The organism is Desulfomonilia bacterium (genome assembly GCA_036567785.1).
In the GTDB taxonomy this organism is placed as follows: Bacteria; Desulfobacterota; Desulfomonilia; order UBA1062; family UBA1062; genus DATCTV01.
In genome coordinates this window covers 66,289-87,659 of record DATCTV010000034.1, presented here as the reverse complement: position 1 = coordinate 87,659, position 21,371 = coordinate 66,289, and the positions used below count along the sequence as shown (strand labels likewise).

Genomic DNA, 21,371 nt, shown 5'->3' with positions numbered 1-21,371 from the left:
ATTTAATGCAAAAATATCATATCTTTATCGCGGAAAAAATCATCTTATATTTCCGTATCGTAAAGCCGGTATAATAATCAAACAGAAATTCCTAACAATCATTCAAACCAGAGCGGTGCTGTTACCGCCATCTGAATCTTTCCGTCATCATCAAGCGTGTTTTTGCTTGTCACCCTGGCAAAGTAGTATGAACCTGCAGTTGCCGGAACATAGACCTTGTACAGGATCCATTGTGTGTCCTTGTACTCGGCATATTGAATACCTGCAGGATTGAAGTTGCCCTGGGCGTCATAGACGTATTTGTCTGCGGCCAGCGCGCCTCCGTTCGTTATGATTTCAATCCTGGTCACCGGCTCGTCATCGCATATCATCAAGGAGATTTCCTGCATTGTGCTTGTCGCTGCTGCGCTTGAACCCATGAATGTGTCGCCGCACTTGAGTATAAGCCTTATGTTCGGATCATCAGTCGAATATATCCGCCTTGCCTTCATTGCCTCCAGAAGTCCCTGTCTCGTCAGTTCGTCAGCTATCATGGCAGTCCTGTGGCTGTTGGCTGTCGGAGTGTGGTTGTCCAGGTTTGAAGTCGGTGCAACCTTCCATCCCTTGTCGAGTGCGGTTATGTAGTAAGGGAAGTATTCGAGATCATTGTTGCCTACGTCCTTGTTTCCGGTCTCGATGCCGAAGAAGTTATCTACCGCATCATGATAAAGAGCGAGGTCTCCGAATATACCGCTTTCCCTTCCGGGATGGTTGAATTGGGCAAGGGCTCCTCTCTTGTCTATCCACTTGTATATGTCGTTTACATTGAGCAGGCCCGTGACAAGAAAGGTTGTGTAATCGCTCGTGTTGTAGATGCACATATGGCCCGTCACCGGATGACTCCACTCGAAGCCCCTCATCGCCACGAAACTGCCGTCTTTGTTGTAAAGGTCCGCCACTTCACCGTTTGTCTTCCATTCAGAGGCACTGGTAAGCGCGTCATGGTCGGTAATCACGTAGAAATCCATGAGGCTGTATTGGGCCAGAATGAAATCGGTCTCTGGCGGATTCTCTCCATCTGAAACGTTCGAGTGGCCGTGTATGTTTCCGAAATAAATTTTGCTGCCGTTGAGCATTTCCTGCTCGATTTGAGCCAGGGTTTTCGATTCGCCGGAAGCAGGTTCGACATTGCCAAACCATATGGGTGCGGTTATCGAGACCTGGGTTTTTCCGCCGCTATCCAGGGTGTTCTTTCCCGTTATTCTGGCAAAATAGTAAGAACCCTGGGCAGATGATACGCTTACCTTCCATTTGACCCATTCCCTGCCCATATAATTTACATATTCAATGCCTGTGGTATCAAGATTGCCGGCAAAGTCATACATCTCCTTCAGTGCGATCACCATGCCCCTGTTTGTAATTATTTCAAGCCTTATGACAGGCTCGTCGTCGGACACCATAAGGACAAGTTCGGCCTGACCCTTTGAAGGCGAAAGCGTAGAGCCCATCCATTCATTACCGGACTTGAAAATTATCCTTGTATTGATGTCATCAGTAGCATAGATGCGTCTCATCCTCATTGCATCCAGAAGAGCGGGCTGTGATAAATTTTCCGCAATTAGTGCAGTCCTTACGCTGATTTTCCCTGCCGAAGCCTTTTCCTGATTTGCCGAAGGTGCAACCTTCCATCCCTTGTCGAGTGCGGTTACATAATAAGGATAATATTTGAAATCCGCGCAGGAATAGTCATTGTTGGCTGTTTCTATTGCAAAAATGCCGCGAGAAGCATCTTCAGACCAGGCGAGGTCATTGAATACGCCTTTCTGCTCGCCCGGATGATTGAACTGCGCAAGTGCGGCATTATCGCCAATCCATGAATAGAGCATACTGAGAGATCCCATCCCGTATCCTTCATATGTTAGGAAATCGTCAGTGCCGATTATACTTGCATGTCCGAAATGGGGGTCATTGAAGCAGAAGCCCCTTATTGCGACAAACGAGCCGTTCTTTGTATAGGTCTTCGATGCCGTCTTCAGCCTTTCCCACTCGTTGCTGCTGATTTCATCACTGTTGTCTGTAATGGCATAAAAGTCCATAAGGCTGTTTCTTGCCGAGATGAACTGCTCGGCGTAGTCATCTCCGCCCTGTGACCCGGAGGCGCCTGATGAGCCGTTGAGGCTTCCGAAATAGATGCTCATGCCTGAAAGTTCGGAAGATTCCTCTTCGATAAGCGCAATCCCGTCACTCCCTCCGCCGCCGCAACCGTAACCGGTTACTGTAATGAACACCAAGGCAAATAATGCAACGATACCCCGAAAAGTCCTCATAGAAGAATGCATAATATTACCTCCTGAATATTTAAAAAATTTGAAAGATGTTAAATATGAAGTGTTAAGCCATTATGAAGATAAGGTTAAAAATCCATGTCAAGGGAACCGTTCAGGGATGAAATAAGGGAAGTACTTCTCGTATTCAGATCCTGTCCTTCATGACATGAAAATGGATGCGTGATCCGGTGACCGTGCTTCTGCCGGTATAAAGAAACGATGCAAGCCATGCCGCCTGAAAGAGTATTATCACCCCGGGGCTCCATAATGATAAAAGCCCTGCGCTCATATCAACCGGTACGGGATAGCTTTTTAGAAAAAGTGAAACTGCAAACGAAGATAGAGCTGCAATGACGGCCATTGCCTGATATGCGGAAAACCTCTGGTGACCCCTGAAATCGGCCCTTAGGAATTCAGAAAGTATGCGCCATATCTGTGTGGTGCAAACCGTCAGGGTAAAAGACAAGGAAAAAGCCCCTGATAAAAAAATAATAGTGCCGGTAATTCCTGTAACACTGAGGATGATCGCCGTAACAGCCTGTACAGGTACAACCCGGTGTCCGTCCAGGCCCTGCGAATATGCAATTTTCTTTGTGTCGCCGTGAAACACGAAATGAAACCTGCTGAACAATTTTCTAACCGGTGCGGAACATTCCTTCAAGGGTTTGCCGTAGCAGCAGCCGAAACTTATGCAGGCAAGTCTTCCCATGCCTTCCCCGAAGGCATAGCCGATGGACATTGCAGCCAGAACCGCCATCACGGGAACATTGAACCTGATGGGTTCGAAGCTGTCTATGGCCAGAAAGATCCATGGAGCAAGAATAATTCCGATGAAAGATGCCCCGCCAACAGTGAATGTATGCTTCTTTCCTTCTATTATTCTTGCAACGATTGCAGCCGCGGGGAGGCATAAAACAATTATCGAAGCAAAAGCAATCATTATGGAAAAAACGGGAACTTTTAATGACCGAAGCAGAACATAAGCTACAGCCATTCCGAATACCATTGATGTGGAGATAAAAAATCCGGTTCATGACAACTTTAGGGGTTCATTAAGTAACATTTTCAAGGTGAGTTTGTACAGGTTTTGATTGCGGTGATTGAACCTGAATTCTGTTTCTTTCAGATGAAGATAAAATGTGTTCTTGTTCAATCCCCGAAACTTTGACAACCTCATCTTGGCTATACCCCAAAAGTTCTCTATACCGTTTATATGTGACTTGATGTTAACAAACTCATCCTTTCCATGATTCACTCTGTAATGCTTCTTATACCCCAAATCCACCAGGCCATTATAGGCCTTGAAATTGTCACTATGTATCGTACTGTCAATATCTATCTTGCCCTGTATAATGCCTTGCAGAGTCTTCCTGGAGCAGTCAGGTACTATTTCGGTATACACTTTCCCGTGTCTTTTAAGAACACCAAACACTATAGTCTTACCTCCTGCACCACGGCCTCTTTTCCCACGTACTCTCTTTGCCCCAAAGTAAGATTCATCAACCTCAACTTCTCCTTTGAAAGGAGATTCTTCCTCACATATTTTCTGCTATTCTCATTCTCAGTGCATTCAATATCTTATTAATACTGTTCCTGCTTATACCTGTTAGTTCCGCTATTTTTGTTGCTTCCAAATCCATAGAAAAATACCGCAAAATTTCCTTGAATTTCCTCTCAGAAATGTGCGCCCGTTGAAAATACCTGTTTCTCCTGTCCATACAACAACTTATAACACATCCTCCGTGCTAAAGTTGTCATGAACCAAAAATCCATACCATAACAGGTTGACGCCCTGCCAGCCGCTTCCGGTTTTGTGCGCCGGCACGGTCGCCATGATCTGCCAGTCCTCGTGAGGCAGCACTCTGAATCCCCAGAAAAACATCAAGCCTGGGAAGGCGATCAGAAAAGCCAGGAATAAAATTTCCGCCATCTGCCATCCCCTTCAGGCTGTACTCTGTCCGCTATACCGGATCTGACAGCGACTTCGGTCTCGACGATCGATCCGCCGAACCCCACCGAATACCTGCTGGAAGCCTTTCTGCGCATGTTAGCCAGGATGTCGTCGTGGAACTTGATCCGGCCTTCCTCGAACATGAGCACTACAGTGGAACTGCCCGGCATGAACATGGCCTTGGGCTTACCCCGCTCAACCCGCATTCCCTTGATTATATCCCTTGGATAGAGATATTCCTTCGATGAATAGGCCTGCCTTATATTGCCGACCATGAGTGCTACAATCTCTATCATGGCGACAAGGCCGATGCCTGTACCCCCTTCCACATCCGTATCGATGACGGTAACCACACGCCTGTTTTTTGAAAAGCTCTTCGATATCCTCATCACGACCCCAGGGTTGCACGAGTTCATGCGGCCTTCTATCTCGTAAAAATCCCTGACGATGCCGGTGACGGGGCAGTGGGTGTAATGGTACTTTTCGGGTGTTAGTCTGAATACCGCAAAGTCACCCGATGAAAAGGGCTTGAGCCAGTATCTTCGCCCGACAAGCTCCTCGAATGAAAAAAGCTTTTCCTTCAGGAATACGCCGGGACCTTCCCTGAAAGAGCCGGCAAGCATCTTGGAGTCCGCAGGTGAAACAATTATAAACGGGTCTTCCGGCATGGGTCTGGCATCCCAGTATCTTATTTTTCTCTCGAATATCTTCCTGGGTGTATCGAGCATCTGCGGCGGGTCGATGCATTCGGCCAGGTCGATTCCGGACTCCCTGAGGAATCTTGCGGCCCCTGTCATCCTCGATCCGAGGACCGAATCAAAGGCGGCCCAGGAGAGAAACCCGCTTATTCTTTTTGAGGTGATCGCACGGTAGGCCGCCGTCGAATCTTCGATCAAGGGGCTGAAAACGCGCCCGATAATACCGTCGCCGAAAATCCTTTCGTTGACAATCCTGCCTGTGTTTCTTTCGATATACTGGTGTATCATATTCCTTCTGTCCTCCTTAAATATTCTATTGCGTTAAGAATCGCGTGTATCATATTCGTAACCGACCGGGCCTGAAGCCTTTCGGGCCTCTTGAGTTCGCTTTGCATCAGTGAAATCATGGAGGGCCATGCATTCGCGCCGTACAGCAGGCTTGATGTTTCACGCCAGCATTCGTCCCTGTGCATTCTCAGAAAAACCTTTTCCGCGACAAGGATGGCCTCATCGATGTGTTTCAGCCTCAAGACGTCCCTGTAATATCTTTCCGCTGTGAGATTGAACTCTTCTGCCGTAAGGTCGAACGGAGAGATCACCCCGGCAAACCGGAGGATACCGTTCTTAAGCCTGGAGGCGCACGAAAACATGAAAGGATTCTCTATCCTGAGGGCAAGATCCTTCATCGTCTCTGTCATTTTGAATCCTTCAATGAGATCAGGCGCATCTTTCCAGATAATGCCCATAAGGGCCTTCATGTATTCGGCTGCAGGCACTCTTATATAGCCGGGATACCTTGCGCTCATCCTTATTTTCCTGGTTTCCGCAACGATCCTCCGGATAAGTTTGTTGGGTGAGTCCTTCCTTATGAAAAACGTAGGGATTCCGATTGCCGCTCCGAATACGATCTGCCTCCTCTCGCTTTCGACAAAGGGAACATCCGGGATGTCTCTGTGTGTTATGTATCCGGAGAGCACGTAGCGCATGGCAAGAGCCGTTATCAGGCACTGCAGGCTGACGGCCTGGGCCATGTCGTCGATTATGGAGAAAAAGAGCGAATAATGCCTGGCTTCAAAGCCTGCAAACCCGTTAACGTGAGCCCGTCTGAGCCGGTAGAAAAGATAAAGTGACATCTTCGAATCAAACACGCCCTGAAGTTCGAGTTCGGCCTTCAGCCTTTCAGTGCTTCCCTCCAGGCCGTTGAAGGCCGGCGCGTCATCCGTGCTCAAAAGGCATACGGGGTAGTCTATCAGTCTGAAATCATCGACATAGTCGCCTTCGAGTCCCGGCAGGGTTCCGAGGAATCCGTCAATGCGCCTGTTTCCGAAAGGTGTGAGCCCTTTTCCCATGAAACGCAGGTTCGCCTTTTTCCTCCATCTGCGCCAGAGCATCCTCAGATGGGTGAAATCAAGCTCATGCGGTAGGAATCCGAGTGCATTTTCAGGATAAAAATCCGCAAAGGAAAGTCTGTAAGGATCGGCAGTATATGTCCCGGTGAAAAGGGGAAGGAAGTGTTCGGCTATCTTTATTGCGAGGTCCCCCGTGTATTTCTCGTCCCGGCCGGAGAATCCGCTCGATGCGTCTTCAAGAAGGCCGGTAACTAGAGAGCTTCCGAGGCTTATGTGCGTCCCGTTGTTCGCAAGGCTTATGTTGGACAGATTCGGCACGAGGATGTGTCTGTCACTTATGACACCCGCGTCCTTCAGTTTGCTTGCGGCCGTCAAATGGCTCCTGGACAGGACTTTATGGCAGAGGTTCATGTATGCGTATTTATCCTCTCCCCTGTCCCAGCCCGAAAGGCAGGGATTCATGAAAAGCTCGCGGTAGAAATAGTCGGAGACCGCTTCGTTGAGCTTTTTCTGCCTTTCGGGCGGGTGGGGGGAGAAATATATCTTGACCTCCTGGCCGGATTCTCTGAGGCCGTATGCGGTATTAGCATAGGCCGCAAGCGCCTGGATAAGCAAAAATCTCAGAAGCGTTTCGCTGGCGCTCGATCCTCCGGCTGGAGGGACGTTTGAAAGTTTTACGGGAAAAAAGGAAGACACCTCGGGTGAGGTGTTGTCATTGACAAAACACAAGAGGGCGCGTATTCCCGCATGTCTTGCCACGGAGTTCTCGCCTGCAGCCCATGCGGCATCCGCAAGACAGAGCTTCAGCATATAGCTTACGGGCACCCTTAGTATGTCACGGCCGTTTTCCTTCAGCATGAAGCTGCCGATGTCGGAACGCAGCGGAGAAGAAGGATCGCCCCGCAAGGCCTTCATGTCGGAGTCAAGCACCATTCTCGCATGATTTCCGAGCCTGCCGATGTCGATCCTTACCCAGCTGTTTTCCCATACGCCTGAGCTGTTGTTGCTTATATACCTGTCGATTTCCGAGGCTGTAGTTTTCGACATCTCGCCCGATTTGACGCGTTTCTTGAGTGATCTGTAGTATTTCGACGAGCTTATGGTAAGCGGCAGGTCGCAATTTGAGACACCGCCCTCCACTGCGGTCTGGAATTCGTTTTCCACGCCAGTGGTGGCATCTTCCGGGCCGAAAGGGATTATGCAGCCGCCGGCGTCGTTCAAAATCTCATTCAATCTGGACAGATAACCTTGTGAACCGATGTAAGAATTATCTTCGGCAAACGGAATTGTCGTCACATGTTCCTCCTTTTGTCTTGGAAGAAATATAGAGATTAATTGTGAACAGCGTATTAAATAATGGTTATTTTTTGATTAACGAAAACTTGTCTGAAAATTAATCGTCCGTTAACACTGGTTTAACATTCGTGATCTATTCGGCATGTAACTTATATGGGGAGGCTTCTCATGAAAACGAGGATTCTGGTCGGATTGATTTCGATGCTGATGGTTTTACTGCCGGATTCAGCCTTTGCAAGACAATACAAAAACGTCATTGTCATGATACCCGACGGTATGAGCGTGACTTCCGTAACCTTGACCAGATGGTACCGGGGAGGCGCACCGCTTAATATGGACGGGCTTCTCTGCGGACAGGTAAGGACTCATAACGCCGACTCGCTTATCGGAGATTCCGCCCCTGCCGCAACGGCAATGGCAACGGGCTTCAAGTCGCATACCGGTTATATATCGATGCTTCCCGAAGAAAATACGATGCCCGGTCTTAAACCGTTAAGGCCCCAAGATAGACAGACTCCTGTCGCTACCGTGCTCGAAGCGGCAAGGCTGAAAGGGATGTCAACAGGCCTTGTCGTGACATGCGAGGTCATGCATGCAACTCCGGCCGCGTTCGCAAGTCATGACATCAGCAGGAAAAATTATGACTCCTTGAGCGAGCAGGAGGTCTTTGCCGGAATGGATGTCGTTTTCGGCGGAGGATACAAATACTTTACACCCGAAGGCAGGAAAGACGGCCAGGATATGATCTCCGAGATGAAGAGCCTTGGTTATCAGGTTATAACCGGACCGTCTGAAATGGACTCACTCAAGAAGTCAAAGGTTTTCGGGTTGTTCGCGCCTGTCGCAATGGCCTACGATATGGACAGAGACCCGCAGAAAGAGCCCTCGCTAGCTCAGATGACGAAAAAGGCTATAGATATTCTTTCCGGGAATCCCAAAGGATTTTTCCTTATGGTGGAGGGCAGCAAGATAGACTGGGCGGCGCATGCCAACGATCCCGTGGGAATCATCAGTGACATGCAGGCATTCGACAAGGCGGTGGAGGCGGCCCTTCACTTTGCCAGAAAAGACGGAAATACCGCTATTCTCATTATGAGCGACCACGGAAACAGCGGCATAAGCATCGGCGACGAAACCACATCGAAAGATTATGACAAAAGACAGCTTGGCGATCTCCTGGATGTCATCAAAAAGGCCGAAAACACGGGAGAGGGTGTCGAAGCTAAACTGCAGGGTGCCTCCGACGATGCAACCGTAACCGGGACCGTATGCAGCTCCTACGGCATTTGCGACCTGAGCGGCGAAGAAATATCGAAGATAAAAGACTGTCTGAAAAACAAAGGCGAATTGAATACCGTCCTTGGACCCATGATGGGAGCGAGGTCGATCATCGGCTTTACAACCTTCGGGCATACCGGCGAAGATGTGAACCTGTATGCATATGCGCCGGGCGGAGTGAAGCCCTCGGGCGTGATTGACAACACCGACATCGCGAAAATCACCGCCGGTTACCTGGGCGTTGATCTTGCAAAAACAACGAAGAGACTTTTCACCGATGCGGACACACTTTTTTCCGGCAAAGGGGTCGAAACCGGAACGGATGCGACCGACCCCCTCAATCCCGTATTCGTTGCCTCGAAAGGCGGCAGGGAAATCAGGATAGAGGCTAACAGGAGCTATGCAACAGTTAAGGGAAAGAGAATCAGCCTCGAAGGTCCGGCAATCTATAATCAGGGAAGATGGTTTGTTCCTGAAAAGGCCGCCGGTCTTCTTGTCGGCAAATGAACATGAAAGATCGGTTTTGAGAAAATACTGTGAGGAGGCTTTAATATGAAAAAATACTTGTTGGCAGTTATCATCATGGCATTGCTTGTATTGGGAGGTTGCCAGTCAGGCGGCGATTCCTCTACTTCAGACGCTGTGTCTATGGATTCACAGACAACAGTAATGACAGGAGGAACGGATACCTCCAATGAAGCCGTTGAAACAGAACAGGCAGGCGAACCCGGATGGTACAAGGGTGATCTCCATACCCATTCGCTCTACTCTGACGGTGATTCGTCGGTATGCGATGTCCTTGACATCGCCGAAGGCAAGGGTTTCGACTATTTCGTCCTGACTGACCACAACACCGCGGATCAGTGGCTGGACAGCCAATATTATTCGAAAAAAATGATCCTTCTGTACGGCGTTGAATGGACTTCGGACAAGGGGCATGCGAATATATGGTCTGACAGACCATATGACTGGGACGCCCTTAAGGAGACCCTGGGCGACGCCAGAAAGGCCATAGCCTTAACACATGCGATGGCCGGGGAATACGGCCAGGAGATACTCTTTTCCATCAATCATCCCAGCGCACTTACATGCGCATGGGAATATTCCTATGAAGAGAGCCTGGGTGCGGATGCCATGGAGGTCTGGAATGCGAAATATCTCCTTCCAAACCTGAACTTCAAGAGCGTGAATGTCTTATATAAAAACTGGCTGGATAAAGGGAGCAGGCCCACTATGGTCGGAGGAAGCGACTCACACACCCATCAGCCCGGCTTCCAGACACTTTACAATGACGTCGGACATCCTACCACATGGGTTTACGCCAGGGACAGGTCAGCCAAAGAAATTCTGAAGGGAATAAAGGAAGGGCGCACTTTCATCAGCACATCGCCCGACGGACCGTTCCTGGAGTTTCTGGCCGATACGGACTATTACGCCAATGCGCCGCAGCATGTTGAATATGACGTCATGACAGGCGGGACTATACCGGAAAGCTCATACGGCAAAGACGTCTATTTTATAACAAGGGTAAGAGGCGTCTCCGTACCGTCGGGTGTGCTCATAATAAAGAACGGCGTGCCGTTCAAATACTCTATGGGCCTGAGCGCTGATTACAACGTGAGTTTCATCGATAAGCCTCAAGAAGGTGACTACTACAGGGTGGAATTGAGGCAGATAACCAATCCTAACTCGACGAATCCACTCGGAGAGCTTCTCCAGGGCTTCATTGCGGCAATAACCAATCCGATTTTTACATGGTAACGGCAGACGGCGGATTTTTACCGTTTTAAAAGGACTCCTTTTTGGAGTAGTCACAACTCCTTCTATTGGGCGGGCATATGCCCGCCTTTTTTTATTTTTCCCATCCGGCTGCAAAGAAATCATCCGGAGTGCGCTTTGCCGCTGTGTCGACATCAGCTCCTGATGTCGCTTTTGGTCATGACCCCGTTGTCTTTATCTCACCGTAACTCAATACCGCAAAAGGACTGCTTTTCATTTTTCCTCCCGGATTGCATCAAATAATTTTCAAATAATGCTGTAAGGCATCACGGCAATCAGATATATTGAACAATCGAAATTGCTGATAAGCCGCATTATTCAAGGAGGCTGTAATGACTCACAGTAAAAATAACGATTTCAAGACGGATACTTTGTGCGTCCACGCGGGCGAGGGTACGGACGGCGATACCGGGGCGATCAGAAGGCCCATACACATGGCGAACTCCTATGAACTTTCGACGGACCTCATCGAGCTTCTCGAACAGGTAACTTATCAAAATCTAAACAAGTTCAACTACACGAGGGAGCACAACCCGACAGTTAGACATCTCGAGGAAAGGCTGGCCAGGCTTGAAGGCGGCGAGGATTGCGTAGTTACGTCAAGCGGCATGGGGGCGATCTCTTCGACGCTCTTTTCCATGCTGAAGGCCGGCGACCATCTGGTGGCTTCCGAAGTGTGCTACACCGGCGCTCAGAAGCTGATAGGGAATATGCTGCCAAAATTCGGCATAGAGGTCTCCATGGTGGACACGTCCGATGTCAAGGAAGTCAGGCGCGCCATTAAGAAAAACACAAGGGTCGTTTATGTCGAGACGCCCGCAAACCCTCTTGTGCTTATATGCGACATAAAGGCCATCGCCGAAATCGCGCACAAGGCGGGTGCGATGCTGGTCGTTGACAGTACGTGGTCAGGCCTTATTATGCAGAAGCCCTTTGAACTGGGGGCCGACATAGTGATACACAGCGCTACCAAATACATAAACGGCCACGGCGACAGTCTGGGCGGAGCTATCATAGGTCCCACGGAACTCTTGAATAAGATGCGCGAGGACGGCGTAAAACACCTGGGCGCCTGCATAAGCCCGTTCAATGCATGGCTCATCATAAGGGGGTCGGTTACGCTTCCCATGAGGATGGAGAGGCATTGCGCCAATGCGCAGAAGGTAGCCCGATTCCTGGAATCTCATCCGAAGGTGGACATCATCCGGTATCCGGGCCTTAAAAGCCACCCTTCGTACAGGCTTGCGAAGAAACAGATGAAGGCCCCGTCGGGCATGCTCAACTTCAACCTGAAGGCCAGCATCGACGAGCACTTCGCGTTTCTTGACAGGCTCGAACTCATTACGCATGCGGTTTCGCTGGGTCATGACCAGAGCCTTATTTTCTATCTGCCGACAGGGTTCTTCTTCGAAGAGATGGCCGTGTTCAACGAAAAGCAGAAGCTCAGATACCTCGGGCTGATAGGAGAAGGCATATTCAGGATGAGCGTGGGCATAGAGGACGCGGATGATATAATCGGCGATCTGGCCCGGGCGCTCGATGGTGTCAGGACAAGATGACGGTCGACATTAAAATATGATAAAAGGAGCCTTACATGGCAAAAAACAGATACGGCATATGTCTTATAGGTTGTGGAATGATAGGACATGTCCATGCAAAACAATGGGGCAATCACAGTGACAGGGCCGACCTTTATGTCTGTGACTCCAACGAAAATCTTGCGGTAAAAATAGCAGCTGAAAACAATGCGGCCGGCATCTTCAAAACAATGGATGAAGCGCTGACTGACGAGCGTATAGATGCACTCGACATCTGCCTTCCCCACCATCTGCACTACGGTGCCTCGATGAAAGCCTTCGATGCAGGAAAGCATGTCTTTATTGAAAAGCCCATTGCCAATTCGCTGTCAGAGGCAGACGCAATGATCGAAAAAGCCGCTGCATCGGGCCTCGTATTGGCCGTTCTGGAAAACTTCAGGTACGAACCAGGTGTTGTCAGGGCCTCTGAACTCATGGCTGCGGGCCTGATCGGCGAACCCTTCATGATAAACATACACGAGCTTTCAGGCTACATAAACATGCTGGCATGCATGAAGACGTACGAGTGGCGCATGAAAGCCGAAACCGGCGGAGGCGGCGTACTCTTCGACAGGGGCATTCATCTGATGGCCATGGCGAATGTGCTGGGCGGGCCTGTTAAAAGCATTTATGCAACGACCAGATGCCCGGATAAAAAATGGGATGTCGATGAAGCCTCGATCATAACGCTCACGCATGAAAACGGTATAATGACCAGCATAATACTCACATGGAACGCGCGCATTGCGCCCTTGGTGCCGATGATGGCCATATACGGGAACGCCGGCAGCATAATCGAGTCGCCGGAGAAAAGGCTGCCCGGACATCTTCAGTTCGAGATAGCCGAGATCAAGGTATTCAGCGAAAAGGTGAAGGAATACTATCACGGCGTCGATCCCGCTGTGATCTGCGGTATCAAGGAATACATGAAGAACCTGGCCGATGATGAGCTGCCGGATGCGGTCATCGATAAGACCTTTGCAACCGGTGTCACCATGGATATCGTAGAGGAGTTCGCGGGCTACAACGTCTACAGCGAGGCGATGAAGGATTTCATAAACTGCCTCGATACCGGCAAACCTCCACGCGTAGGCGGCAGAGAAGCCCGTTCGGATATCGAACTGGTATTTGCGGTGTACGAATCAGCAAGGACAGGTCGCGCGGTTTTCCTGAAACAAGAGTGGTAGCAGCACACCCCTTCTATCTGAAATAATCATAAAAGTGCCGCCAGTATCCGCGGCTGTTTTCCGTGATGAAGGTGCGGTCCGCGTCAGCGGCACCCTCATAATCGCTCAATCTGTAGCCTCCCTTGACAATGCACCAGTTGAGTCCCGGCGCTGTTATGGCCGATTCCGGGCAGCCGTATACGCACCGCATGCAGAAGAGGCAATCCTCGTCGAAAACGATTTTATCGTTTTCCTTTCGGATGTTGCCTGCCGGACAGTTTTTTATGCATGTCCCACAGTGGCTGCATTTTTGAGTGGCCAAGAGCGCCCTGCCGAACAGTTTCCTGCCATAGTTTGATTCGAGAAAATGAAAAAAGCGTGCGACAGCCCTCCATCCGCTGAAGACGGGCATTTCCGACCTTACGCCAGCTGTGAGTTCATCAGCGTGCCGGGCCGCCTTTATTTCAGCCTCGTCGAGAATCTGCAGGCTGAAGCGGCGCTCATATTTAAATATCCAGTTGCAGGGCATGACATAGAGAAAGTCGTGGAAGACGTCATAGCCCTTGCTTTTGAGGATCTCTATCAGATCTTCGGACGCCGAGTTGTTTATCACGTGGTTGTCCGCGGCGGATTTGAAGATGAACATCCGGCCTTTACCTTCAGGAATGGCCTCTGCGAATTTAAGAACGAGAGGGGAAGGCCCGAATCCCAGCACCGGGTGGCCGATTCCTGCGATATCGTAGCTGCCGGGTATGAAATCCACGTATGGGCTGTTCCCCTGGACAAACATCTTCGAGTCGATATTCTTAATCTCGACTTCCGCGCCTTTTGCAGCGAGGTTTTTTGCGAGCAGTCCAGCCACATGGGCCGTATTGCCTGTTCCCGAGAATACCGCTATCCCTGTCCTGAATGGTTTAGTCATGAGAGCTTCCTTAATCCGGACTTATGAACCTGATGATTGAGCATTGCAACTGGCAATGGAAGATGGAGTCGTATTCATGAAATGTTTATAAAACCGGGAACGGGTGTTATTCGTTTGTGTTGATCTCGGGCATGGTCTCTGGAGGCCAGCCGTCCTGGGGCACACCGGTCTTCAAGTACAAGAAGTTGCAGCAAACAGCTCCCTTTCCAGGTGTCTGGTGCTAGGTTCTAAATCAGAATTTATTAACGCAGGTTCAATCGCACTCGTATTCCATGAATTCAGCGGCAAGACTTTTCGCACGGGCCTTGTCGTCTTCGCTCACGAGCCGGTCGCGGTATTGGTTGAAATACGGGTTTATCCGCTCATTGAGTCTTGCGAATACGGGGGATCTTTCCTTGAGCGCATTTTTCATGAATCTGACGCAGTTTTTGCACCGCTCCGTCCTTACCGGATAGTCATCAAGGTCAATGCCGTGAAAATATGACATGATCCGCATTCCTGAAATGAGCGGCATGCGAAAAAGCCTAAAAAAGAGGCTCTTTCTGCAGCACAGCTCCACGAGATGTTTTGTGCAGGTATTGCATGTGGTGAGAGGTGCAGTCCGTCTTTCCATTGCCGGAAAAGATATATGAAAACAGTCCATGTGTCACTGCAATAGTCTTTAACAGATTGGGCCTTGACAAATGTAATTAAATAAACAATTTGAACATTATATCTGATAATTAAGATAATAATAAAACAGACAATCGTTTTCACGGGGCGTACCTGCCCCGGAGGATAGGACGTATATGAGAAATCCGGAAATCATAGGCATGGGTCTAAGATGTGTAGATATAGTCATGTCATGTACGGAAATGCCGACATGGGAAAAGGGCGGCCTGGTTGACGCTTTCACGATGCAGGGAGGCGGACCTGCGGGGACGGCCATGGTTGCGGCCTCACGTCTCGGGGCCGTTACCGGTTATATCGGCACGATCGGCAATGATTTAATATCGGAGATAAAAAGAAATTCGCTGACGATGTATGATGTGGACATCAGCCGTATCGTTAAAAGACCTTTTCCGGAGAACCAGGTTATCTTCGTTTATGTCAACAAGGAGACCGGAGAGCGCGTCTTCGCTCTGCTTGCAAACTATCTCGAGAATCCCGTAATGCCTGCCGAGCTTGACCGGGACTACCTTACCTCGGCCGAATATCTTCTTCTTGACGGCGTTTATCCCGAAGCAAGTCTTCAGGCGGCCCGATGGATGCGTGAAGCAGGCAAGACAGTGGTGATAGACATGTGGAAGACCAATGAAGCGGTACCTGACTGGAAAAGGGAGCTTGTCACCCTGACCGACATAGTAATCTGCGGGGAGGGTTTTGCCGCCGCATATTCAGGCGAACATGATATCTTGAAGGCAGGCCGGGCGATGCTGGCCGATGGCCCACGCATTGTCGTTGAAACGGTGGGAGAGCGCGGCTGCTATACGATGACTGAGAACGAGGCCTTCCATACCCCTGCCTTCGATGTGACTGTCGTGAACACAACCGGCGCGGGAGACGTCTTTCACGGTGCATATATAACGGGGTTGCTCAAAGGATGGGACCTGAAGACTGTCGCACGCTTCGCCACAGCGGTTTCTGCATTGACATGCACGCGACTGGGCGGTCATGACCGTTTTCCTGTTTATGATGAAGTTAAGTCCTTTCTGAAAATGCATAACATTGAACTGCCAAAATAAATTTTAAGGAGAATTTATGCCGCTTCAATCAATGATCAGTGAACTCAAAAAAGCGCAAAGAGAACAATATGCCGTTCCGCTGTTCAATTTCTGTGAAATGACTGCCGTCGAAGGAATAGTGGCTGCACTCGAGGAGCGTAAGGCTCCAGGGATACTGGGAATCTACACACATTTGATAGATGATCGTAAAATAGGCGCGTATGTCAGCTTTGTTCGCGAAATATGCAAGGACGTCACGGTTCCGGTATCGCTGATGCTGGATCACGGGACGAGCTTCGAGCAGTGCATGCGTGCTCTTGCATTCGGGTTCACCGATGTCATGCTGGACGGGTCGAAACTGCCGCTTGATGAGAACATCGCAGCCAACAGAATTGTCGTGAGAGCCGCACATGCCGTTGGCGCAGGTGTCGAAGCGGAAGTCGGCCATGTCGGCAGCGGCCAGGAATACACAGCTTTCGGTTCGCAACGCCGGGGCTTTACCGATCCTGCCGAAGCAGAACGCTTCGTGGCCGAGAGCGGTGTCGATTGTCTGGCCGTGGCGTTCGGGACCGCGCATGGCGTCTATCAGGGTGAACCCAGGCTTGACCTCGAACTTGTGCAGACGATTCGTGAACGGGTTGAGGTACCGCTCGTGCTCCACGGGGGGAGCGGTCTGAGCGAGGCCCAGTTCACGGGGTCTATTGATGCGGGCATTGCCAAGATAAATATCGGCACCGACCTGGTGCTGGCATCGACCAAGAAGATGCAGGATGCGGCCGGAAAAAGCGGCTCCGATTACCACAAAATTATCCAGGGGGCCAGGGAAGCGCATTACGAGAGATGCCTCTATTATCTCGATCTGTTCCGCACGTCAGGAAAAGCGGCGCAGCAGCAATCTAAGCAGGCCTTCATGAATGGCGGCAAAGGAGAAAAGCATGCAGAACATGCCGGATGTTAAAATAGGTTTGATAGCCGTCAGCCGTGACTGTTTCCCGGCCTCTCTTTCAGAGGCGCGGCGGACAAAGGTCGCCGGGATTTGCAGCATGAGGAAGCTGCCTGTCATCGAGCTGAAAACGATTGTTGAAGCCGAGCAGGATATCCCTGCCGCTCTGGATGAGATAAATAATTCGGGAATCAACGCCCTCGTTCTTTATCTGGGGAATTTCGGTCCTGAGGGACCTGCAAGTCTGCTTGTTCAGGGTTTTGGCGGCCCGGTGATGATAGCAGCTGCGGCCGAGGAGTCTTCGGGAAACCTCATGGATGGAAGGGGCGATGCTTACTGCGGTATGCTCAGTCTTTCTTATAACTTCGGATTGCGCGGGCTTAAACCGTACATCCCCGAATATCCCATGGGCGAACCTGAAGAGATTGCTGACATGATCGCTGAATTCATACCTGTTTCAAGGATTCATATCGGGCTAAAAAATCTGAAGATATTTACATTCGGACCGCGGCCTCACGATTTTCTCACATGCAATGCCCCGATCAAGCCTCTGTATGATCTGGGTGTGGAGATCATGGAAAACAGCGAACTCGATCTGCTTAAGTGCTATCAGGACGCAGAGGGAAGCCCCGGGATAAAAGCAATTGTCAAAGACATGTCAAAAGAGCTTGGAGGCAATCCCTATCCTGATCTCCTGCCGAGGCTGGCTCAATATGAATTGGCCCTTTCGCAATTCGTACGGGACAATCTTGGCGTCTGTTCCTGGGGCGTAATGGCAAACAAATGCTGGCCTGCATTTGAGAAATATTTCGGTTTTGTCCCATGCTATGTGAATTCAAGACTTGCGTCGCAGGGAATGCCGGTCGCCTGTGAAACAGATGTCTATGGGGCATTGAGCGAGTATATGGCAATGTGCGCGACAGACCTCCCCGCCACAATACTGGACATCAACAATACCGTGCCTGCTGATATGATCTCGGGCTCTAAAAAGGTCATAAAAAATTATCGGATGACCGACCTCTTCATGGGGTTTCATTGCGGCAATACGCCATATGCATGCATGGCCGGGGCAAAGCTTACGCATCACTTTCTCATGAACCGTCTTATAGAAAACGGAAAAGAGCCCGATACCACCCGTGGCGTTCTTCAGGGTGCTTTAAGGCCGGGTGATGTAACGGTTTTCAGGCTTCAGTCCACAGCAGACACCATGCTCAAGGCCTATATCGCCGAAGGCGAAGTGCTTGATGTCAATCCCCGCTCGTTCGGAGGCACCGGTGTCTTTGCCGTTTCCGGGATGGCACGATTTTACCGCCATGTGCTCATCGAGCACAAGTTCCCGCATCATACTGCTGTCGCATTCAGCCATGCGGGTCGTCCGCTGTTCTCAGCCCTTAAGATGCTTGGAATCTCCGGGATATTTTATAACCTCCCGCAGGGAGTTCGTTATCCGTCGGAGAATCCGTTTCAGAAATGAGGCATGGCCTGTATAATGTTTATCGAGGGGATGCTTGCATGAATCCGTTGCCGTGTAACCGGTTGAGCCAGGGAGGCGAATGATGGGAGAAAAAGAGTTTCAGTTTGGTGTGGATTATCATCCGGAACATGCTGACAGGTCGTTGTGGGAATCGGATGCAAGGCGGATGGCGGAAATGGGCGTCAGGCTGGTGCGCATGATGGAATTCGCATGGATCATTCTGGAACCTCAGGAAGGGTGCTATGACTTTTCACTCTTTGATGAGGTCATAGATATTTTTGCCAGGCATGGCATCAAATCCGTGCTTGGGACTCCCACCGCTACACCTCCGGTGTGGCTTGCTGAAAAACATCCCGATATCATCCGGATTTCCATAGACGGCAAGGTGCGGCAGTTCGGCACGCGCCGCGAATGCTGCTACAATTCCGGGCATTACCATGGGGCAAGCCTTTCAATTGTGGAGAGCATCGCACGGCACTTCGGGAAAAATCAGAATGTCGTCGGATGGCAGATCGACAACGAACTGGGACATGAGGGTACTGATATCTGCATATGCGGGAACTGCAAAGAAAAATGGCATGCATGGCTCAGAAAAAAATTTGAGTCCGTTCAAAAAATGAACGAGACCTGGGGTACGGTCTTCTGGGGCACGACATATTCTTCCTTTGAACAGGTTCCAATACCGACTGAACAGCCTTTGCCGCACAATGCAGGACTTCAGCTCGACTACTACCGATTCTGTTCCGACTCGGCGGTAAATTTCGTCGATGATCAGATAGCAATGCTGAGAAAACACATCGCCCCTGAACAATGGATAAGCCACAACTTTTACATACCGCCTGTGTGCAACATCATTGATCATGCCCGGATGGCGGAAAACATGGATTTTGCCGGTTACAGCAATTATCCGGTGTGGGGGGATCAGGACGAACCGTTCCCGTATTACTTCAACTCCTATGCATTTGCCGCGATCCGCGGCTTCAAGGACAGAAACAATTTCACAATCTTCGAACAGTTCGCTGAGGCTCAAGGCCATGTGTGCCTGGGATATCTTCCTCCTTATGAGGAAATTGTGCTGTGGACCAACCATGCGATCGTTCACGGCGCTGACAGGCTGTTCTACTTTCCATGGAGAACATCGCGCTTCGGCTCGGAACAGCTCGGCTACGGAATTCTGGATTCCGACAATTCCGAATCAGAGAGATACTTTAGGCTCAAGAAAAACATAATCGATAACAGGGAAGTTCATGATAAAATAGTCAGGAGTTCAATCATAACACCGGCCTGTCTTCTCTATGACAAGGATAACATGCGTGTTCTCTGGGATCAGTATCTCTCAAAAGGGCTTTACGAAAAACCTACGCCATATGTTCAGGCTGGATATGAGCTTGAACTCACGAGATGGTTTGCGCCGTATGTATTGTTCAACATAAATGCCGATGTGAAAAAGCCGTCACAGGTCGATCTTTCAAGATATTCGATCATCAGCCTTCCCATGTACCAGATGGCCGACCCTGAGTTTGTCGAACGGATAGAAAAATGGGTGCATGAAGGCGGGACCCTTGTCCTGGGATGGCGCGCCGGAACCCGCGATATGAAAAATTTTGCGATAACCGACAGCCTTCCGGGGCTCTTTTCCAAACTGGCTGGGGTGAAAATCAAAAGGTTCGAATCCCTCAACAGGAACAAAGTGAAGATAAAAATTGGACTGATCCCGGCAAAGGGCGAAGTCTGGGCCGATCTGCTGGAGCCGGTTTCAGCAAAGGCTATTGCTTACTACAGTGACAGGAAGAAGCATTACAGCGGGACGGCGGCTGTTACAAGGAATAATTACGGCAAGGGCACTGTTTACTATCTCGGGACTTCGCCTGACCCTCTCGGACTTTTTGTTCTGTTCAGAAAAATATTCAAAAAAGCAGGACTCAAGCCTGAATTCAACGGTAACGGTGTTGAAGTTGTCCACCGCATGGGTGATGATGGAAAAAAATTCAGGGTCGTCCTGAATCACACTCCAAAATCGAAACTGATTTCAGGCAAATGGATTAAACCTTACGGGATGCTGATTTTATAGGGCCTGACATGAAAGAACCAAGCAAAAAAATTATCCTGGAGCAATGCGATGCTGACATACAGACAGAATAAAATACTGGAATTCGTGCACAAAAACGGCTTTTGTGCGGTGGAAGAGCTTGCCCAGCACCTGAACACTTCTGCCATGACTGTCAGACGCGATTTTATTGCGCTGGAGAAGGAACGGCTTATTACACGGGTGCATGGGGGTGCAATACCGGTCGAGAATCTTCTGGTAAGCACCCATATCGCCAGCCGCATCAATCAGCACATAAGCGAAAAACGGAAGATCGCGGCGTATGCAGCTTCCATTATCGAACGGGATGATACGGTCTTTGTCGATGCAGGTTCAACATGCTCCTATCTGGCCGAGTCTTTTCCGGAAAACCGCTCCATCACCGTCATCACCCATTCGCTGAACATCATAAATATCCTGAAAAACAAGGTGGGCATAAATATCATCTGCACAGGAGGAAGCTTTGAAGAACGTGAAGGGGCATTCGGTGGCCCCATAACGGAATCCTGTCTTTCAGGCTTCTATGTGAACAAGTCCTTTATAGGGGCAGCGGGTATCTCTCTCGAAATGGGTTGTGCATCGAACAATGTCAATGAATCGAAAATCAAAGGAGTAATGCATGCACATGCGAGAGAGAGCTATATCCTGGCCGACGCATCCAAATTCTCTTCTCCTGCCTTCCACACCTTTCTGCCCATGGAGCATACGAAGAACATCATTACAGACGGGTCCCTTTCTCCGGCAGTAATGAAGCAATATAAAAAGGCCGGTGTAAAAATAATCATCGCAAGATGAGGTAAGTATATTTTTCCTGTAAAAAAGCCCCCGGGCTTTAGCTGCACC

General features: G+C 49.8%; 16 protein-coding genes and 1 pseudogene. 9 read left to right on the top strand and 8 right to left on the bottom strand.

Annotation, left to right across the window (positions count from 1 at the left end; translation table 11 throughout):
• Positions 1-98: 98 nt before the first annotated feature.
• From VIS94_08735 to VIS94_08710, 6 genes and pseudogenes are all read right to left on the bottom strand, one after another.
• Complete coding sequence (locus VIS94_08735) at positions 99-2,318, bottom strand: CehA/McbA family metallohydrolase (protein ID HEY9161157.1); 2,220 nt, start codon at positions 2,316-2,318, stop codon at positions 99-101.
• A 133-nt stretch (positions 2,319-2,451) separates the two neighbouring features.
• Positions 2,452-3,312: a prolipoprotein diacylglyceryl transferase family protein gene (locus tag VIS94_08730; protein ID HEY9161156.1), complete on the bottom strand. Its 861-nt coding sequence runs from the start codon at positions 3,310-3,312 to the stop codon at positions 2,452-2,454.
• A gap of 24 nt (positions 3,313-3,336) precedes the next feature.
• Positions 3,337-4,024, bottom strand: a pseudogene (locus VIS94_08725) (IS1595 family transposase).
• An 8-nt stretch (positions 4,025-4,032) separates the two neighbouring features.
• On the bottom strand, positions 4,033-4,236 hold the full coding sequence (locus tag VIS94_08720; GenBank protein HEY9161155.1) for a hypothetical protein: 204 nt from the start codon (positions 4,234-4,236) through the stop codon (positions 4,033-4,035).
• On the bottom strand, positions 4,206-5,243 hold the full coding sequence (locus tag VIS94_08715; protein HEY9161154.1) for a phosphatidylserine decarboxylase: 1,038 nt from the start codon (positions 5,241-5,243) through the stop codon (positions 4,206-4,208). The genes VIS94_08720 and VIS94_08715 overlap by 31 nt, the downstream gene beginning before the upstream one ends.
• Complete coding sequence (locus VIS94_08710) at positions 5,240-7,600, bottom strand: hypothetical protein (GenBank protein HEY9161153.1); 2,361 nt, start codon at positions 7,598-7,600, stop codon at positions 5,240-5,242. The genes VIS94_08715 and VIS94_08710 overlap by 4 nt, the downstream gene beginning before the upstream one ends.
• 168 nt (positions 7,601-7,768) lie before the next feature.
• Here VIS94_08710 and VIS94_08705 point away from each other — a divergent pair, with 168 nt between their 5' ends.
• From VIS94_08705 to VIS94_08690, 4 genes are all read left to right on the top strand, one after another.
• A complete protein-coding gene (locus VIS94_08705) occupies positions 7,769-9,385 on the top strand; it encodes an alkaline phosphatase (protein HEY9161152.1) in 1,617 nt (538 codons plus the stop codon).
• A gap of 45 nt (positions 9,386-9,430) precedes the next feature.
• The gene (locus VIS94_08700) at positions 9,431-10,639 is read left to right on the top strand and encodes a CehA/McbA family metallohydrolase (GenBank protein HEY9161151.1); all 1,209 of its coding nucleotides are present in this window, start codon (positions 9,431-9,433) and stop codon (positions 10,637-10,639) included.
• A gap of 350 nt (positions 10,640-10,989) precedes the next feature.
• The gene (locus VIS94_08695; GenBank protein HEY9161150.1) at positions 10,990-12,216 is read left to right on the top strand and encodes a PLP-dependent aspartate aminotransferase family protein; all 1,227 of its coding nucleotides are present in this window, start codon (positions 10,990-10,992) and stop codon (positions 12,214-12,216) included.
• Between the two features lie 35 nt (positions 12,217-12,251).
• Positions 12,252-13,421: a Gfo/Idh/MocA family oxidoreductase gene (locus VIS94_08690; GenBank protein ID HEY9161149.1), complete on the top strand. Its 1,170-nt coding sequence runs from the start codon at positions 12,252-12,254 to the stop codon at positions 13,419-13,421.
• Between the two features lie 13 nt (positions 13,422-13,434).
• On the opposite strand, the gene VIS94_08685 is transcribed toward VIS94_08690, so the two are convergent.
• Both VIS94_08685 and VIS94_08680 read right to left on the bottom strand, forming a co-directional pair.
• Positions 13,435-14,322 (bottom strand): EFR1 family ferrodoxin, encoded by an 888-nt coding sequence (locus VIS94_08685; protein ID HEY9161148.1) that lies wholly within the window; start codon positions 14,320-14,322, stop codon positions 13,435-13,437.
• A 253-nt stretch (positions 14,323-14,575) separates the two neighbouring features.
• Complete coding sequence (locus VIS94_08680; protein HEY9161147.1) at positions 14,576-14,809, bottom strand: hypothetical protein; 234 nt, start codon at positions 14,807-14,809, stop codon at positions 14,576-14,578.
• Positions 14,810-15,110: 301 nt separating this feature from the next.
• Here VIS94_08680 and VIS94_08675 point away from each other — a divergent pair, with 301 nt between their 5' ends.
• The 5 genes from VIS94_08675 to VIS94_08655 all read left to right on the top strand — a co-directional run bounded on the left by VIS94_08675 (position 15,111) and on the right by VIS94_08655 (position 21,323).
• Complete coding sequence (locus VIS94_08675) at positions 15,111-16,046, top strand: carbohydrate kinase family protein (protein ID HEY9161146.1); 936 nt, start codon at positions 15,111-15,113, stop codon at positions 16,044-16,046.
• Between the two features lie 16 nt (positions 16,047-16,062).
• Positions 16,063-16,983 carry a class II fructose-bisphosphate aldolase gene (locus tag VIS94_08670; GenBank protein ID HEY9161145.1) on the top strand — a complete coding sequence of 307 codons (921 nt, stop codon included), beginning with the start codon at positions 16,063-16,065 and terminating at the stop codon, positions 16,981-16,983.
• Positions 16,961-18,442 (top strand): fucose isomerase, encoded by a 1,482-nt coding sequence (locus VIS94_08665; protein ID HEY9161144.1) that lies wholly within the window; start codon positions 16,961-16,963, stop codon positions 18,440-18,442. Before VIS94_08670 ends, VIS94_08665 begins: the two co-directional genes overlap by 23 nt.
• Before the next feature lie 79 nt (positions 18,443-18,521).
• Positions 18,522-20,513: a beta-galactosidase gene (locus tag VIS94_08660; GenBank protein ID HEY9161143.1), complete on the top strand. Its 1,992-nt coding sequence runs from the start codon at positions 18,522-18,524 to the stop codon at positions 20,511-20,513.
• A gap of 48 nt (positions 20,514-20,561) precedes the next feature.
• Complete coding sequence (locus VIS94_08655) at positions 20,562-21,323, top strand: DeoR/GlpR family DNA-binding transcription regulator (protein HEY9161142.1); 762 nt, start codon at positions 20,562-20,564, stop codon at positions 21,321-21,323.
• The last annotated feature ends 48 nt before the right edge of the window (positions 21,324-21,371 follow it).

Bases quoted from the DNA above. Each gene is read 5' to 3' on its own strand.
- VIS94_08660 (HEY9161143.1), top strand. From the start codon at position 18,522: ATGATGGGAGAAAAAGAGTTTCAGTTTGGTGTGGATTATCATCCGGAA.
- VIS94_08715 (HEY9161154.1), bottom strand. From the start codon at position 5,243: ATGATACACCAGTATATCGAAAGAAACACAGGCAGGATTGTCAACGAA.
- VIS94_08730 (HEY9161156.1), bottom strand. From the start codon at position 3,312: ATGGTATTCGGAATGGCTGTAGCTTATGTTCTGCTTCGGTCATTAAAA.
- VIS94_08670 (HEY9161145.1), top strand. From the start codon at position 16,063: ATGCCGCTTCAATCAATGATCAGTGAACTCAAAAAAGCGCAAAGAGAA.
- VIS94_08695 (HEY9161150.1), top strand. From the start codon at position 10,990: ATGACTCACAGTAAAAATAACGATTTCAAGACGGATACTTTGTGCGTC.
- VIS94_08700 (HEY9161151.1), top strand. From the start codon at position 9,431: ATGAAAAAATACTTGTTGGCAGTTATCATCATGGCATTGCTTGTATTG.
- VIS94_08685 (HEY9161148.1), bottom strand. From the start codon at position 14,322: ATGACTAAACCATTCAGGACAGGGATAGCGGTATTCTCGGGAACAGGC.
- VIS94_08675 (HEY9161146.1), top strand. From the start codon at position 15,111: ATGAGAAATCCGGAAATCATAGGCATGGGTCTAAGATGTGTAGATATA.
- VIS94_08735 (HEY9161157.1), bottom strand. From the start codon at position 2,318: ATGCATTCTTCTATGAGGACTTTTCGGGGTATCGTTGCATTATTTGCC.
- VIS94_08655 (HEY9161142.1), top strand. From the start codon at position 20,562: ATGCTGACATACAGACAGAATAAAATACTGGAATTCGTGCACAAAAAC.
- VIS94_08705 (HEY9161152.1), top strand. From the start codon at position 7,769: ATGAAAACGAGGATTCTGGTCGGATTGATTTCGATGCTGATGGTTTTA.
- VIS94_08720 (HEY9161155.1), bottom strand. From the start codon at position 4,236: ATGGCGGAAATTTTATTCCTGGCTTTTCTGATCGCCTTCCCAGGCTTG.
- VIS94_08690 (HEY9161149.1), top strand. From the start codon at position 12,252: ATGGCAAAAAACAGATACGGCATATGTCTTATAGGTTGTGGAATGATA.
- VIS94_08680 (HEY9161147.1), bottom strand. From the start codon at position 14,809: ATGTCATATTTTCACGGCATTGACCTTGATGACTATCCGGTAAGGACG.
- VIS94_08665 (HEY9161144.1), top strand. From the start codon at position 16,961: ATGCAGAACATGCCGGATGTTAAAATAGGTTTGATAGCCGTCAGCCGT.